This window comes from Pseudomonas sp. GM17, assembly GCF_000282175.2.
Classification (GTDB): Bacteria; Pseudomonadota; Gammaproteobacteria; order Pseudomonadales; family Pseudomonadaceae; genus Aquipseudomonas; species Aquipseudomonas chlororaphis.
In genome coordinates this window covers 101,355-116,087 of sequence record NZ_CP124732.1, presented here as the reverse complement: position 1 = coordinate 116,087, position 14,733 = coordinate 101,355, and the positions used below count along the sequence as shown (strand labels likewise).

Genomic DNA, 14,733 nt, shown 5'->3' with positions numbered 1-14,733 from the left:
CCTGAAGCACCGTGGGGCGGCCATCGCGAGCAAGCTCGCTCCTACAGGTTTCGCGGTGTCCCATGTAGCGAGCTTGCTCGCGATAGGGCCGGCCCGGCCACCACCGTACTTCAGGTGATGACCGCGCCCGGGGCCTTCAAACCGGCGGCTGGGTCGCCAGCATCGAAGGGCGTCGACTGACCTCGGCGTACCAGGCCGCCAGTTGGGGCTGGGCGTCGCGCCACCGCAGGTCGGGGTGGCGGAAATCGAGGTAACCCAGGGCACAGGCGACGCCGATGGAAGCGACGTCGAAGTGGCTGGCCAGTTCGGCGATTGCATCGGCCTCGAGCACGGCCAGGGCGCGGCGGATCTTGTCGCGCTGGCCGTCGAGCCACTGCTCCCAGTGTTTCTCGGGCGCGCGCAGGGCCAGTTCGTAACGGATCAGCACCGAGGCATCGAGGATCCCGTCGGCCAGCGCCGCCAGGGTCAGGCGCCGCCAGCGGGCCGAGCCTTCGCGGGGGATCAGCGGGTTGCCGACATGCTGCTGGTCGAGGTAGTCGAGGATCACCCGGCTGTCGTACAGCACGTTGCCGTCGGCCAGGCGCAGGGCGGGAATCTTGCCCAGCGGGTTGTCCTGGTTGAGGGCGGTGTCCGGGTTCACCGGGGTCAACTGGCTGGCTTGCAGGGCCACGCGGTCCAGCTGGCCGGTCTCGTGCAGCAGCACCATGACTTTGCGCACATAAGGTGATGCCGGGTTGTGGAACAGCGTCATGCTGGGGGTGGACATGAATATTCCTCGAAGGTGGAAGTGGAGCGCAGGCTCGCCGCCCCGGGGATCTTAACGCAGCCCCTGGCCCCGGCCACAGGGGCGGCATGCAGGACAGACAAGGAGTGATGAATGCGCAGGTGTTATTTTCGGCACGGGTTGTACAGCCTGGTCCTGACGCTGTCGGGCGCGCTGGCGGTGTACCTGGCCTTGCAGTATGAGTTTCGCCGCCAAGGCGAGGGTGAGCCGGAGCTGATCATGGCGTTCGCCTACATGGCCCGGTACTGGGCGCTGCCGGCGCTGGCCTTGCCGGCTTTGGGCTGTGCCCTGCTGAGCCTGCGGGGCCCCGGCCCGGTGACCCGGCCCTGGCGCTGGGGCCTGGCGGCGAGCTATGTACCGCTGCTGGGGCTGGCGCTGTTCTGCGTACTGGTGGCCGCCGAGGCGCAGCAGGAAAACCGCGTATTCATCCCGGTGCTGCCGATCGGCCTGGGGCTGGCGCTGTACCTGTGGCGCGGTTTCCCCGCCGCCGGGGTCAGGCCGGTGGCGGGCGGTTGAACAGACCCCGCAGGGCGATCAGGGCCGGGGCGCACAGGCCGAGCCAGCTCAGGGCGTCCCAGATGCCGTCGCCGAGCAGCGCGGAGAACAGCCCTGCGGCACAGAGCACGGCAATGAACAGCGGCGCGCCGAAGACCTTCCAGAAATTCGATTGCCGCGGCCTCATGGCGCCACCGCGGCGGGTTCGCCCAATGCCGGCCGGGCCGCGCGGCGCCGCACCAGCCACAGGTACACCCCGCTGCCCAGGACAATGATGGTCAGCACATCCAGGGTCGCCCAGAGGATCTTCATCGGCATGCCGCCGTAGTCGCCGAAGTGCAGCGGTTGCGACATGCCCATGGCGTCCATGTACCAGGGACGTTCGGCCACCGCGGTGACCTCCAGGGTGCTGGCGTCGATCAGCACCGGGGTCAGCAGGTGCGAGGTCAGGTGGGTGCTGCCTTTCATGAACACCGCGTAGTGATGCTCGCTGGAAAAACGTGTGCCGGGGAAGGCGATGAAGTCTGGCTGCATGCCCGGCGCCACTTCCTTGGCGATCTCCAGCAGGCGGCTGGCCGGGGCCAGTCGGGTCAGTGGCGGGGCCTCGCGGTAAGGCTCGATCATCGCGCTGAGGCTGTCGTTGCGCCAGGCCGCGATCAGCAGGTCGGCGCAGGCGCTGATCACCCCGGTGACGCCGACCACCAGGGCCCAGGTCAGGGTCACCACGCCGATCAGGTTATGCAGGTCCAGCCAGCGCAGGCGGGTGGACTTGTCCTGGCGCACCGTGGCGAATTCCAGCCGGCGCATGAACGGCAGGTACAGCACCACGCCGGAGACGATCGCCAGCACGAACAGCAGCCCCATGAACGCCAGCAGCAGCTTGCCTGGCAGGCCGGCGAACAGGTCCACGTGCAGGCGCAGCATGAACATCATCAGCCCGCCGTTGGCCGAGGGCGTTTCCACGGCCTCGCCGGTGCGCGCGTCGAGCATGAAGGTGTGGGACGAGTTGGGTTCGGTGCCGGCGGTCCTGGCCATGATGGTGAGCACGCCGTTGGGGTCTTCCTCGTCCCAGCCGAAGTACTGCATGACCTCGCCCGGGCGATGGGCCTCGGCGGCGCGCACCAGTTGCTGCAGGTCCAGCTGCGGGGTGCCGGCAGGCATTTCCCGCAGCTGCGGCGCGTCGCCCAGCAGGTGATCGATCTCGTGGTGAAAGATCAGCGGCAGGCCGGTCAGGGCCAGCATCAGCAGGAACACCGTGCAGATCAGGCTGGTCCAGGTGTGGATAAAGGACCAGCGGCGGATGGTTTTGCTTTTCATTTCTTCGCCTTCAGACACAGCAAAGCCGTCCTTGCAGGACGGCCTGGTTGTTAACTCAGCCGATTACCACTGATAGGTGGCACTGGCGACCACGCTACGCTGATCGCCGAAATAGCAATAGGAACCATCGCAGGTGGACAGGTAATCCTTGTCGAACAGGTTGGTGGCGTTGAGTTTCAGCGACGCGCCTTTGAGGCTGCTGTCCAGGCGGCCCAGGTCGTAATGCACGGAGGCATCGAACACTGTGTAGGCATTGGCCTTGCCCAGCCAGGTATTGGCCTGGTCGCCGTAGGTGTTGCCGGTATAGCGGGCACCGGCGCCAATGCCGAAACCGTCGAGCACACCGCTGTGCCAGGTGTAGTCGGTCCACAGGGAGGCTTGCTGGTTGGGCATCAGTTGCAGGCGGTTGCCTTTATAGATGCCTTTTTGCACCTCGGACTTGGCCAGGGTGTAGGCGGCGATGACCTTGAGGTTGTCGGTCACGTCGGACACGGCTTCCAGTTCCAGGCCTTTGACCTTCACTTCGCCGGTCTGGTTGGTGACCGACTCGCCACCGGCACCGATGCTGGTTACCAGCACGTTTTTCTGGGTCAGGTCGTAGACCGCCGCACTCAGCAGGGTGTTGGAGCCCGGCGGCTGGTACTTGATGCCCAGCTCCCATTGCTTGCCTTCCGTGGGCTTATACGACTCGGTCGGGGAGACGCTGGCGTTGCTGGCGGGCTGGAAGGATTCGGCGTAGGACAGGTACGGCACCAGGCCCGAGTCGAACACATAGCTCAGCGCCGCGTTGCCACTGAAGTTCTTGCTGCGGTCGGTGTTGGTCACGTCGTTCTTGTTGAAGTACGTGGTGCCCTGGTGCACCCAGTCTTCACGCCCGCCCAGGGTCAGGCGCCATTTGTCCAGGGCCATCTGGTCCTGCACGTAGAGACCGGTCTGTACGGTTTTCTGGTTGTAGTCGTAGTAAGCGCTGGAGCGCTCCGGGCGCACGATAGGCTGGCCATAGATCGGGTTGAAAATGTTGGTGGTCCCGCCGTCGCCGTAAATCGACAGGTAGGAAGTGTCGGTCCGTTGGTGATCCAGGCCGATCAGCACGGTGTGGGTGATATCGCCGGTGGCGAAGTCGGCCTGGAAGTTGTTGTCGACCGCGAACTGGCTGATGTCCTCGTCCACGTTGGTCGAGGTACGGCTGATATTGCCTGCCGCGTCAGCCGGGGAGTAGGCATAGGAACCCACGGTCAGTTGCTGGAAGGACAGCTCCGATTTGGTGTAGCGCAGGTTCTGGCGGAACTGCCAGACATCGTTGAAACGGTGTTCGAAGGCATAGCCCAAGGCGTAGTAGGTACGGTCGTAGAACTCGTAGTCCGGGTCGCCGAGGTTTTTGTGATGGGAGACGTCGCCCAGTGGCGATTTGATCTTGGTGCCCTGGATCGGCATGAACTGGCTGGTCGCCCCGGTGTCGTCGCGGGTGAACTGCGAGAGCAGGGTCAGCTTGGTATCGGTGTCGATGTTCCAGGTCAGGCTGGGGGCGATGTTGTAGCGCTTGTTGTCGATGTGATCGACCTGCGTACCGGCATCCCGCACCACGCCGCTGAGGCCGTAGAGGAACTGGCCTTCATCGTCGATCTTGCCGGTGCTGGCGAAGTTGATCTGGCGGTAGTTGTCGCTGCCGTACTGCAGCTGAATGGCATGGCTCGATTCCGCGCTGGGACGCCGGCTGACCATGTCCAGCAGGCCGCCCGGAGGGGTCTGGCCGTAGACGGAGGAAGCCGGGCCGCGCAGCAGGGCCAGGCGGTCGAGGTTCCAGGTCTCCGCTTTCGGGTTGGCATACACACCGCGGGGCAGCGGCAGGCCGTCGAGGAATTGGGTGGGCTCGAAGCCGCGCACGCGCATCCAGTCATAACGGGTGTCGCTGCCGTAGCTGGCGGAAACGATACCGGGCATGTAACGCACGGCATCGTCCAGATTCTGCACGTTGCGGTCTTCCATCTGCTGGCGGGTCGCGACGGAAATCGAACGCGGCGCTTCGACCAGCGAGGTGTCGGTCTTGGTGCCGGCGGCGGTGCGCGTGGCGAGGTAACCGTCCACCGGCCCCCAGGCACTCTCATAAGCCTGCTGGCCGGTGATGCTGGTTTCCGGCAGGGCCACCACACCGTCGGGAATCGCCACCAGGCTGTAGGTGCCGGCACTGCTTTGTTCCAGTTGCAGGCCGGTGCCGCGCAGGGCTTCGCGCAGGGCGCCGGCGGCGTCGAACTGGCCCTTGACCGGGGCCGAAGTCTTGCCGGCGGCCAGGCTCGGGTTGAGGCTCAGGGCCAGGCCCGCCTGGCTGGCGATCTGGTTCAGGGTGCTGGCCAGGGGGGCGGCCGGCAGGTTGTAGGCGCGCACGCTGGACGCCTGTTCGGCGGCGATCAGCGGGGGGCTGGCCAGCGGGGCGCAAAGGGCAATCGCCACGGCCAACAGGCTGGGGCGCAACAGGGTGTCTAGCGAGCGGGACATACGGCGGCTCCTGGATGGAAACATTTCTCAATTGCCTATGTGCCGGACGAGATTCAAAAAGTGATAGGGCGGACTGAAAATAATTTCGATTCACGAAAATAAGAGGGATATTTCAGATTGGGGCAGGCGGCGTCAGTTGGAGCTTGCTCGCGATAAAAATCGTGCCGCCTAGGGCTTGGCCTTGCTCTCGGCCCGCGCCACCAACGTCACCCACCAGGGCGTATGCCGCTCGATGGCCACGGGCAGCGTCGGCAGCAGCGCGCTCAGGGCCAGGTCGGTGTCGTGCAGCGGGAAGCTGCCGGTGATGCGCAGGTCGGCCACCTCGTCGGCCACCCCCAGATGGCCGCGGCGGTAGCGCCCCAGTTCGCTGACCAGGTCCGCCAGGCGTGCGTTGTCCACCACCAGCATGCCGCGGGTCCAGGCGTCGGCGCCGGGGTTCAGGGCCAGCAGCGGGCCGAGGCCGTCGCGGCGCATCAGCGCCTGCTGGCCTTCCTTGAGGATCTGCTCGTCCTGGCTGGATTCCGGCCGCACGGCCACGGCCGATTGCAGCACGCTCAGGCGCGTGCCCTGTTCCTCGCGCTTGACCAGGAAGCGCGTGCCCAGCGCGCGCATATGGCCTTCGCGGGTTTCGACGATAAAGGGGCGGGCGTCGTTGTGGCCGGTCTCGACCAGGATCTCGCCTTCCTGCAACACGATGCGTCGCTGCTTTTCGTCGAAACGCACATCCACGGCGCTGTGGGTATTGAGGTTGATCACGGTGCCGTCGGCCAGGCGCAGGGTGCGTTGTTCGCCGGTGGCGGTGCGCTGGTCGGCGAGCCAGTAATCCAGCTGGCCGTAACGGTCGCCGGCGAACAGGGCCAGGCCCAGCAGCAGGGCGACGCTGGCCAGCCCGCTGCCGAGCTTGCGCACGCGCCGCCGGATGCCGTCCCGCGATTGCAGCAGGGCGCTGCGGGCCGGGCCGCTGGCGACGCTGAAACGCTGGTCGAGCATGCCCAACTGGCACCAGGCGCGGGCGTGTTCTTCATCGGCAGCGTGCCATTTGGCGAATTCTTCGCGGGCCATTGGGTTGCCTTCGCCGGAATCCAGCGACAACTGCCAGGCAATCGCCGCGTCCAGCACCCGGGCGGACACCGGTTTGGCGTTGAGCGGGCTCATGCCGGCTCACCGTACAGGGCGACGTAGCACTGGCGAATGCCCTGGGCCAGGTACTGCCTGACCCGCGGCACGGACACCCCGAGGCGTTCGGCGATTTCGGCGTGGCCGAGGCCGTCGAGGCGGTTATAGAGGAAGGCGGCGCGAGCCTTGCTCGACAGCTTGCCCAGCAGGCGGTCGATGGCCTTGAGGTCTTCGAGGATCGATTGCTGTTCTTCCGGGGAGGGGTGTTCCTCTTCCGGGATCAGCATCAGTTCGGTGAGGTAGGCCTGCTCCAGCGCGGCGCGACGGAAGTAGTCGAACAGCAGGCCCTTGGCGATGGCCACCAGGAACGCCCGCGGCTCGCGCGGGGCTTTCAGTTCGTCGCGGCCCAGCAGACGGACGAAGGTGTCCTGGCTCAGGTCCTCGGCCCGTTGCGGGCAGGCCACGTTGCGCCGCAGCCAGGCCAGCAGCCAGCCGCGATGGTCGCGATACAACGCACCAACGAGGTCACTGTGGGGGCTTTGGGCTGACGGCACCTGGGTATCCCAATCGAGAAGTTGAAACTAACGAGAATTATTCGCGATTGTGGCAGGGCGCAAAGAGCCGCGCAATGGGCGCCGGTCGGCGGGGTGGATAGCCAATGTTTCGGGCCGATACAGGGTCAGAAGGAGTGGCTCTGCTGCCGGCGTTTCCATTGGCTGAGCCGTTGTTGCAGGTTCAGCGGGCTGTGGATCTGCTGCTGGCGGGCGCGGCTGAACAGGATCAGCACCAGCTCGGCGGTGGCCAGGGCGTCGGCGGCGGCATGGTGGCGTTCGCCGGCGTGCAGCTTGAAGTAGCCCATCCAGTCATCCAGCCCGGCTTCGCGGATATGCGCCTGGGGGCAGAGCAGCGGGGCCATTTCGGCGACGTCGAGGAACGGATGCTGCAGGCGATAACCCAGGCTGTCCTTCAGCGCCCGGCCGAGCATGTGCTGGTCGAACGGCGCATGGAAGGCCAGCAGCGGGCTGTCGCCGACGAACGCCATGAAATCCAGCAAGGCTTCCACCGGGTCGCTGCCGGCGGCGATCGCGCTAGGGCCGAGACCGTGAATCAGCACGCTGGGGCTGAGCTTGTGATCGGTACGCTGCAAGATGCGCTCGAATTGCTGGCTGAAGTCGATGGCGCCGTCTTCTATCACCACCGCGCCAATGGACAGCACCTGGTCGCGATTGAGGTTGAGCCCGCTGGTTTCCAGGTCCAGCACCACCCAGCGCTGTTCGCGCAGGCTGCATTCACCCAACGCCGGGGCGACGGGCAGGCCCTCGCGGCGTTGTTGCTGTTCGGCGCTGAGTACCGCGCTGGCCGGGCGCAACCAGGCGAACAGGCTCATAGCTGATACCTCAGCGCCAGGCTGCTTTGCAGGCGCTGGGCCTGGCGCATCGACTCGCGCAGGATCCGCCGGTCCAGGTGGTTGAGGCTGTCCGGGTCGACGCGGTTGGAGTAGGGCAGGTTCTGCCGGGTCTGCAATTGGTGCTGTTGCATGCGGGTCTGCTGGATGAAGTGATAAGCCTCTTCATACGCGGCGCCGTCGAGGGTTTCGATGACTTCCCTGGCCACCAGCTGGCGCAGGCGCTCCAGGGTGTTGTTGGCATCGATGCCATTGGCCAGGGCCAGCAGGCGCGCACCGTCGACAAAAGGGGTGAGGCCCTGGACCTTGAGGTCGAGGGTGGCTTTTTCGCCATTTTTCCTGGCCAGGACGAACTCGCGAAAACGCCCCACCGGCGGGCGCTGGCGCAGCGCGTTCTCGGCCATCATGCGCTGGAACAGGCGGTTGTCGCCGACCTGGTCGAGGATGCCGCGGCGCAGTTGCGCGCAGCCCTGCTCGTCGCCCCAGACCACCCGCAGGTCGAAATAGATGCTCGAACCCAGCAGGTTCTCTGGCGTGGCCTCGCGAATGAAGGCGGCGAAGCGTCGTGCCCATTCGGCGCGGGACAGGCACAGCTCGGGGTTGCCGGCCATGATGTTGCCCTTGCACAGGGTGAAGCCGCACAGCGCCAGGCTCTGGTTGATCTGTTGCGCCAGGGGCAGCAGCTTGCCGCGAATCTCTGCCGCATGAGCGGCGTCGCGCGCTTCGAACAGGATGCCGTTGTCCTGGTCGGTGTGCAGGGTTTGCTCGCGCCGGCCTTCGCTGCCGAAACACAGCCAGCTGAACGGCACGCCCGGGTCGCCCTTGTCGGCCAGGGTCAGTTCGATGACCCGGCACACGGTGTGGTCGTTGAGCAGGGTGATGATGTGGGTGATCTGGGTCGAGGACGCGCCGTGGGCGAGCATGCGCTCCACCAGTTGGCCGATCTCGCCGCGAATCGCCACCAGGTTGTCGATCCGCGGCGCGTTGCGGATGGTCCGCGCCAGGTGCACCAGGTCGACCCGTTGCAGGGAAAACAGGTCGCGCTCGGAAACCACGCCGCACAGGCGCTGCTCTTTGACCAGGCAGACGTGGGCGATGTGCCGTTCGGTCATGGCGATAGCGGCGTCGAAGGCGCTGTGGTCCGGCGACAGGGCGAACGGCGCTTGGGTCATGTGCCGTTCGATGCTCTGGTTGAAGTCGCTGGTGCCGTCGGCCACCACCTGGCGCAGGTCGCGCAGGGTAAAGATGCCGAGCGGCGCCTTGTGTTCATCCACCACCACTATGCTGCCGACCTGCTGTTCGTGCATCAGGCTCACGGCTTCGCGCAGTGGGGTGGACGGGCTGCAGGTCACTGGGTGGCGCATCGCCAGTTCGCCCAGCCGGGTGTTGAGGGAGTACTGGGTGCCGAGGGTTTCCACGGCTTTTTGCTGGACCTGCTGGTTGACCTGGTCCAGCAGGCTGCTGACGCCGCGCAGGGCGAAATCGCGAAACACCGCGCAAAGGGCGAACAGCTTGATGAAGGCCGGCTTGTTCAGTTGCAGGCAGAAGGTGTCCTCGGCCGCCAGGTGTTCGGTGCGGGTGGCGCGCTCGCCCAGCAGCGCGGCGAGGGGGAAACACTCGCCGGCGGTGATCTCGAAGGTGGTTTCGGTACCGCCCTTGAGGGCGTGCTGGCGCTCGCCGACCACCCGGCCCTGCTTGACGATATAGAAGTGTTCGACCGGTCCGTCGGCGGGTTTGATGATGCTTTCGCCGGGGCCGTAGAAACGCAGTTGGCATTGCTCGACCAGGTACGCCAGGTGAGCGTTTTCCATCTGATTGAAGGGGGGGAACCGCTGGAGAAACTGCATCGTGCCGTGGATGTTCTGCAACACCGCGGTTTTCCCTGCCTGGGTGAAGGCATCCGCTTTACTCATAACCATTACCGCAGTCTTTTTGGATTTGTCGTGGTCGGGTCTTCGGTCATGGTCGGTCCCACGCTGCCAGGTGCCCATTGGACGTAAGTCTAGGTAGCGGCTCTGCACCTGTTAATTCGCTTCAAAGAGGTGTCAAAACCGTGAAAAAAGTACTTATCCGGCCTCTTGGAAAAAAATCCGACGAAGTGCACATTGGAGTCCTGCTTAGCGATGTCTGACCACTGTGCTAGGGGATCGATTTGAATATGTAGAGAAAGCCATGTCCGACCACGATATTTTGAGTGATGCCGAGCGCGAGGCGTTGAACGCCGTGATGCTCGAGCCCGATCTGCCGCCCCAGCGCGTGTTGATCGCCGATGATGACAAGGATGCCCGTGAGTTGCTGTCGGAGATTCTCGGACTGGATGGCATTCGCTGCATGACCGCAGCCAGTGGCAAGGCAGCACTGGAACTGTTGAACTCGAACAAATCGATCGGACTGCTGATCACCGACCTGCGCATGGCCCCCTGCAACGGCCTGGATCTGATACGCCAGGTGCGCGAATCGGAGCGGGCGGCGTTGCCGATCATTATCATTTCCGGGGATGCGGATGTGCGCGACGCCATCGCGGCCATGCACCTGAGCGTGGTGGACTTCCTGCTCAAGCCGATCGACACCGGCAAGCTGCTGGCGCTGGTCAAGCATGAGCTGGGGGTGGTGCCCTAGGAGCAGGGTGTCCCCTGTAGGAGCGAGCTTGCTCGCGATAAGATTCCCCGGCAGAAACACAAAAGCCCTGGTCTCGCGACCAGGGCTTTTTCTTTTACCGCGTCAACGCAGGATCACAGGCCGTTGCGGGCCTTGAACTCGCGACGACGACGGTGCAGCACCGGCTCGGTGTAGCCGTTGGGCTGCTTGGTGCCTTCGATCACCAGTTCGACCGCGGCCTGGAAGGCGATGTTGCTGTCGAAGTTCGGTGCCAGCGGACGGTACAGGGTGTCGCCGGCGTTCTGCCGGTCCACCACGGGCGCCATGCGCTTGAGGCTTTCCATGACCTGGGCTTGGGTGACGATGCCATGGCGCAGCCAGTTGGCGATGTGCTGGCTGGAAATACGCAGGGTGGCGCGGTCTTCCATCAGGCCGACATCGTTGATGTCCGGCACCTTGGAACAGCCGACGCCCTGGTCGATCCAGCGCACCACGTAACCGAGAATGCCCTGGGCGTTGTTGTCCAGTTCGTTCTTGATCTCTTCGGCCGACCAGTTGGTGTTGCTGGCCAGCGGGATGGTCAGGATGTCGTCCACCGAGGCGCGGGCGCGCTTGGCCAGCTCGGCCTGGCGGGCGAACACATCGACCTTGTGGTAGTGCAGGGCGTGCAGGGCCGCGGCGGTGGGCGAGGGTACCCAGGCGGTGTTGGCGCCGGCCAGCGGGTGGGCGATTTTCTGTTCGAGCATGGCAGCCATCAGGTCCGGCATGGCCCACATGCCTTTACCGATCTGCGCACGACCTTGCAGACCGGTGCTCAGGCCGATATCGACGTTCCAGTTCTCGTAGGCGCCGATCCACTTGGCGGCCTTCATCTCGGCCTTGCGCACCACGGCGCCGGCTTCCATGGAGGTGTGGATTTCGTCGCCGGTACGGTCGAGGAAGCCGGTGTTGATGAACACTACGCGCTCGCTGGCGGCCTTGATGCAGGCCTTGAGGTTGACCGTGGTGCGGCGCTCCTCGTCCATGATCCCGACTTTCAGGGTGTTGCGCGGCAGTTCCAGCACGTCTTCGATGCGCCCGAACAACTCGTTGGTGAAAGCGGCTTCTTCCGGGCCGTGCATCTTCGGCTTCACGATGTACACCGAGCCGGTGCGGCTGTTGGTGCGCGAGGTGTTGTCGTTGAGGTTGTGGATCGCCGCGAGGCTGGTGACCAGGCCATCGAGGATGCCTTCCGGCACTTCGTTGCCTTGGCTGTCGAGGATCGCGTCGATGGTCATCAGGTGACCCACGTTACGCACGAACAGCAGCGAACGGCCGTGCAGCTTCACACTGCCGCCGTTGGGCGCGGTGTATTCGCGGTCGGCGTTCATGGTGCGGGTGAAGGTCTTGCCGCCCTTGGCCACTTCTTCGGCCAGGTCGCCCTTCATCAGGCCGAGCCAGTTGCGGTAGATCACCACCTTGTCGTCGGCGTCGACGGCGGCGACCGAGTCTTCGCAGTCCATGATGGTGGTCAGGGCGGCCTCCATCAGCACGTCTTTTACGCCGGCGGCGTCGGTCTGGCCGACCGGGCTGCTGGCGTCGATCTGGATTTCGAAATGCAGGCCGTTGTGTTTCAGCAGGACCGCGGTCGGTGCTGCGGCATCGCCGTGGTAGCCGATCAGTTGGGCGTCGTCGCGCAGGCCGCTGTTGCTGCCACCCTTGAGGGCGACCACCAGCTTGCCGTCGACGATCTTGTAGCCGGTGGAGTCGACATGGGAGCCGGCAGCCAATGGCGCGGCTTCGTCGAGGAAGGCGCGGGCGAAGGCGATGACCTTGTCGCCGCGCACCTTGTTGTAGCCTTTGCCTTTTTCCGCGCCGTCGGCTTCGCTGATGGCGTCGGTGCCATAGAGCGCGTCGTACAGCGAGCCCCAGCGGGCGTTGGAGGCGTTGAGGGCGAAGCGGGCATTCATCACCGGGACCACCAGCTGCGGACCGGCCATGCGGGCGATCTCGTCATCGACGTTTTGCGTCGTCGCCTGGAAGTCCGCCGCTTCTGGCAGCAGATAACCGATGTCTTGCAGGAAGGCTTTGTAGGCGATCGGGTCGTGGGCCTGGGCTTTCTCAGGAGCTCTACGGGCTTGGTGCCAGGCATCGATACGCGCCTGGAAATCGTCGCGTTTGGCGAGTAGGGCTTTGTTCTTCGGTGCCAGGTCGTGGATGACCTTGTCGGCGCCGGCCCAGAACGTGTCGGCGGTGAGGCCGGTACCGGGAATGGCTTCGTTGTTCACGAAGTCGAACAGGACTTTGGCGACCTGCAGGCCACCGACTTGAACGTGTTCAGTCATTGCTTGCCTCACTCTGCTCAGCTATTTCGCTTTTCAGCTCTTCAAATTGACAATGAAGCCTCTGGCCATTTAAACCACAAACCCCTCTACCAGTACATGCCATCGCGGGCGGCTGGGATGGTTCCAATCAACGGCTCGGAGCCTTGCTGACAGGGCTTTCAGGGTTGCGACTGCGCCTTGGCAGACATCGATCCAACGTTATGTAGTGCGCGCTGCGGCATACTACATGATGAATTGCGGTTGTGAAAATTAGACTAAATACGTCGTTCCGCGACTCAAGTTCGCAGCACGGTCACGCTGGGGAACGGGATGTTCTCAAAAAACTTGCGGATTGTTCCATAGAATTCTAAAAACATGTACACGATTTGTCTCAAGCCCCTTTTTTCCTTGTAGGAGCGAAGCTTGCTCGCGATGGCATCCTGACAGTCCCAACGATGCCGGCCGGGTGATTCTTGTCGCAAGCAGGCGTCGCTCCTGCCGGGCCGCGGCGACCCTGCGGCTTGCCTATACTTGACCTTCTACAACAAAAGTCCTGACAGAGGGTTGCGCCATGGACCACCTCGTACTCACCGTATTCGCCCCGGACAAGCCCGGACAGGTCGAGCGCATCGCCCAATGCATCGCCGCGCACGGCGGCAACTGGCTAGAGAGCCGCATGTCGCGGATGGCCGGGCAGTTCGCCGGCATTCTACGGGTCGGCGTGCCGGCGGAAGCCTATGACGAGCTGGTGGACGCGCTGCAAGGCTTGGCGGCCCAGGGCATTCGGGTGCTGATCGCCGAAAGCGGCATCGAACAATCCTGCACCTGGAAGCCGATCGCCATGGAACTGGTGGGCAACGACCGGCCGGGCATTGTGCGCGACATCACCCGCCTGTTGAGCGAGCAGGGGGTGAACCTGGAGCGGCTGGTGACCGAAGTGCGCCCGGCCCCCATGAGCAGCGAGCCGCTGTTCCACGCCGAAGCGATCCTGGCGGTGCCGCTGACCTTGTCCCTCGATGTCCTGCAGTCGCGCCTGGAAACCCTGGCGGATGATTTGATGGTGGAGTTGGTGCTGCGCAGCGAGGTGTGAACCTGAAAGGGCGGGTTATCCAGTTTTAGCGTGCATGCGCCTGTGGATAACCTGTAGAGACCTGGCGCCAGCCCAAGCCGGCCAAGGCTTTGCGGAATCTGATCAAAAAACCAGCAGTTTCAAGGGCTTGTGCACAAACGGCGGGGATCACGCTGTGGATAACCTTGGGAAGGATAGATGCAGGCCACGCCAACCGTGGCCTGCAGCGCTTTGTACGTTTAATGATCAGTTGCGTTTGCGCAGGCTCAACCAGGCATCCACGCTGTACACCGCCAGGCCGGCCCAGATAAACATGAATGCCACCAGGGTGCTCGACGACAGGTGTTCGCCGAACAGCAGTACCGCCTGCAGCAGCACCAGGGTCGGCGCCAGGTACTGCAAGAAGCCCAGGGTGGTGTAGGGCAGGTGACGGGCGGCGGCATTGAAGCACACCAGCGGCACCAGGGTGACCGGGCCCGCCGCCACCAGCCACCAGGCCTCGGAGCTGGTCCAGAAGGCCGCCTGGGCACTGGTGGCGGTGGGGTTGAACAAGAGCCAGGCGAGGGCGATCGGCACCAGCATCCAGGTTTCCACCACCAGCCCCGGTAGCGCCTTGACCGGTGCCTGCTTGCGGATCAGTCCGTAGAAACCGAAGGTCAGCGCCAGCACCAGGGAAACCCAAGGCAGGCTGCCGACCTGCCACACCTGCTGCGCCACGCCCACCGCCGCCAGGCCCACCGCGAGCCACTGCATGCGCCGCAGCCGCTCACCGAGGATCAGCATGCCCAGCAGCACGTTCACCAGCGGGTTGATGTAGTAACCCAGGCTGGCTTCGAGCATGCGCCCGTTGTTCACCGACCAGACATAGGTCAGCCAGTTGGCCGCGATCAGGGTGCCGCTCAGGGCCAGGATCGCCAGGCGCCTGGGGTTGTCCCGCAACTCGCGCCACCAGCCGGGATGCTTCCAGACCATCAGCAGCAGCGCGCCGAACAGCGCGGACCAGAGCACTCGGTGGATGATGATTTCCACGGCGGGCACGTTGGCGATGGCTTTGAAGTAGATCGGGAACAGGCCCCAGATGATGTAGGCGCTCAGGCCCAGGATGTACCCGCGACGCGGGTTGGCGGCTTGCATGCAGAATCCTTGCTTAGGC

At 64.5% G+C, this 14,733-nt stretch carries 13 protein-coding genes; 3 read left to right on the top strand and 10 right to left on the bottom strand.

The window, feature by feature from the left end:
- Positions 1-136: 136 nt before the first annotated feature.
- A complete protein-coding gene (locus PMI20_RS00510; protein WP_007926031.1) occupies positions 137-766 on the bottom strand; it encodes a glutathione S-transferase in 630 nt (209 codons plus the stop codon).
- 111 nt (positions 767-877) lie between these two features.
- Here PMI20_RS00510 and PMI20_RS00505 point away from each other — a divergent pair, with 111 nt between their 5' ends.
- A complete protein-coding gene (locus PMI20_RS00505) occupies positions 878-1,300 on the top strand; it encodes a hypothetical protein (RefSeq protein ID WP_007926032.1) in 423 nt (140 codons plus the stop codon).
- Here the strand turns inward: PMI20_RS00505 and PMI20_RS00500 are convergent.
- From PMI20_RS00500 to PMI20_RS00470, 7 genes are all read right to left on the bottom strand, one after another.
- Entirely contained in the window at positions 1,278-1,466 is a 189-nt protein-coding gene (locus tag PMI20_RS00500) for a hypothetical protein (protein ID WP_007926033.1), read from the bottom strand. The two genes, PMI20_RS00505 and PMI20_RS00500, sit on opposite strands and share 23 nt — an antisense overlap.
- On the bottom strand, positions 1,463-2,596 hold the full coding sequence (locus tag PMI20_RS00495) for a PepSY-associated TM helix domain-containing protein (protein WP_037034736.1): 1,134 nt from the start codon (positions 2,594-2,596) through the stop codon (positions 1,463-1,465). The genes PMI20_RS00500 and PMI20_RS00495 overlap by 4 nt, the downstream gene beginning before the upstream one ends.
- A 63-nt stretch (positions 2,597-2,659) precedes the next feature.
- Positions 2,660-5,089 carry a TonB-dependent siderophore receptor gene (locus PMI20_RS00490; protein WP_007926035.1) on the bottom strand — a complete coding sequence of 810 codons (2,430 nt, stop codon included), beginning with the start codon at positions 5,087-5,089 and terminating at the stop codon, positions 2,660-2,662.
- A gap of 168 nt (positions 5,090-5,257) precedes the next feature.
- Positions 5,258-6,244, bottom strand: a complete 987-nt coding sequence (locus PMI20_RS00485) for a FecR domain-containing protein (protein ID WP_007926036.1) — start codon at positions 6,242-6,244, stop codon at positions 5,258-5,260.
- Positions 6,241-6,759 (bottom strand): RNA polymerase sigma factor, encoded by a 519-nt coding sequence (locus tag PMI20_RS00480; protein WP_007926037.1) that lies wholly within the window; start codon positions 6,757-6,759, stop codon positions 6,241-6,243. Before PMI20_RS00480 ends, PMI20_RS00485 begins: the two co-directional genes overlap by 4 nt.
- Positions 6,760-6,884: 125 nt before the next feature.
- Positions 6,885-7,592 (bottom strand): 3'-5' exonuclease, encoded by a 708-nt coding sequence (locus PMI20_RS00475; RefSeq protein WP_007926038.1) that lies wholly within the window; start codon positions 7,590-7,592, stop codon positions 6,885-6,887.
- On the bottom strand, positions 7,589-9,529 hold the full coding sequence (locus tag PMI20_RS00470; RefSeq protein WP_037034739.1) for a putative nucleotidyltransferase substrate binding domain-containing protein: 1,941 nt from the start codon (positions 9,527-9,529) through the stop codon (positions 7,589-7,591). The genes PMI20_RS00475 and PMI20_RS00470 overlap by 4 nt, the downstream gene beginning before the upstream one ends.
- Positions 9,530-9,782: 253 nt before the next feature.
- On the opposite strand from PMI20_RS00470, the gene PMI20_RS00465 reads away from it, so the two are divergent.
- Positions 9,783-10,229, top strand: a complete 447-nt coding sequence (locus PMI20_RS00465; RefSeq protein ID WP_007926041.1) for a response regulator — start codon at positions 9,783-9,785, stop codon at positions 10,227-10,229.
- Positions 10,230-10,342: 113 nt separating this feature from the next.
- Here PMI20_RS00465 and PMI20_RS00460 read toward each other — a convergent pair whose 3' ends face one another.
- Positions 10,343-12,532 (bottom strand): malate synthase G, encoded by a 2,190-nt coding sequence (locus PMI20_RS00460; RefSeq protein WP_007926050.1) that lies wholly within the window; start codon positions 12,530-12,532, stop codon positions 10,343-10,345.
- Between the two features lie 550 nt (positions 12,533-13,082).
- On the opposite strand from PMI20_RS00460, the gene PMI20_RS00455 reads away from it, so the two are divergent.
- Complete coding sequence (locus PMI20_RS00455) at positions 13,083-13,601, top strand: glycine cleavage system transcriptional repressor (RefSeq protein WP_007926052.1); 519 nt, start codon at positions 13,083-13,085, stop codon at positions 13,599-13,601.
- 225 nt (positions 13,602-13,826) lie between these two features.
- Here the strand turns inward: PMI20_RS00455 and rarD are convergent, their stop codons facing one another.
- Positions 13,827-14,714, bottom strand: a complete 888-nt coding sequence (gene rarD / locus PMI20_RS00450) for an EamA family transporter RarD (protein WP_007926054.1) — start codon at positions 14,712-14,714, stop codon at positions 13,827-13,829.
- Positions 14,715-14,733: the final 19 nt, after the last annotated feature.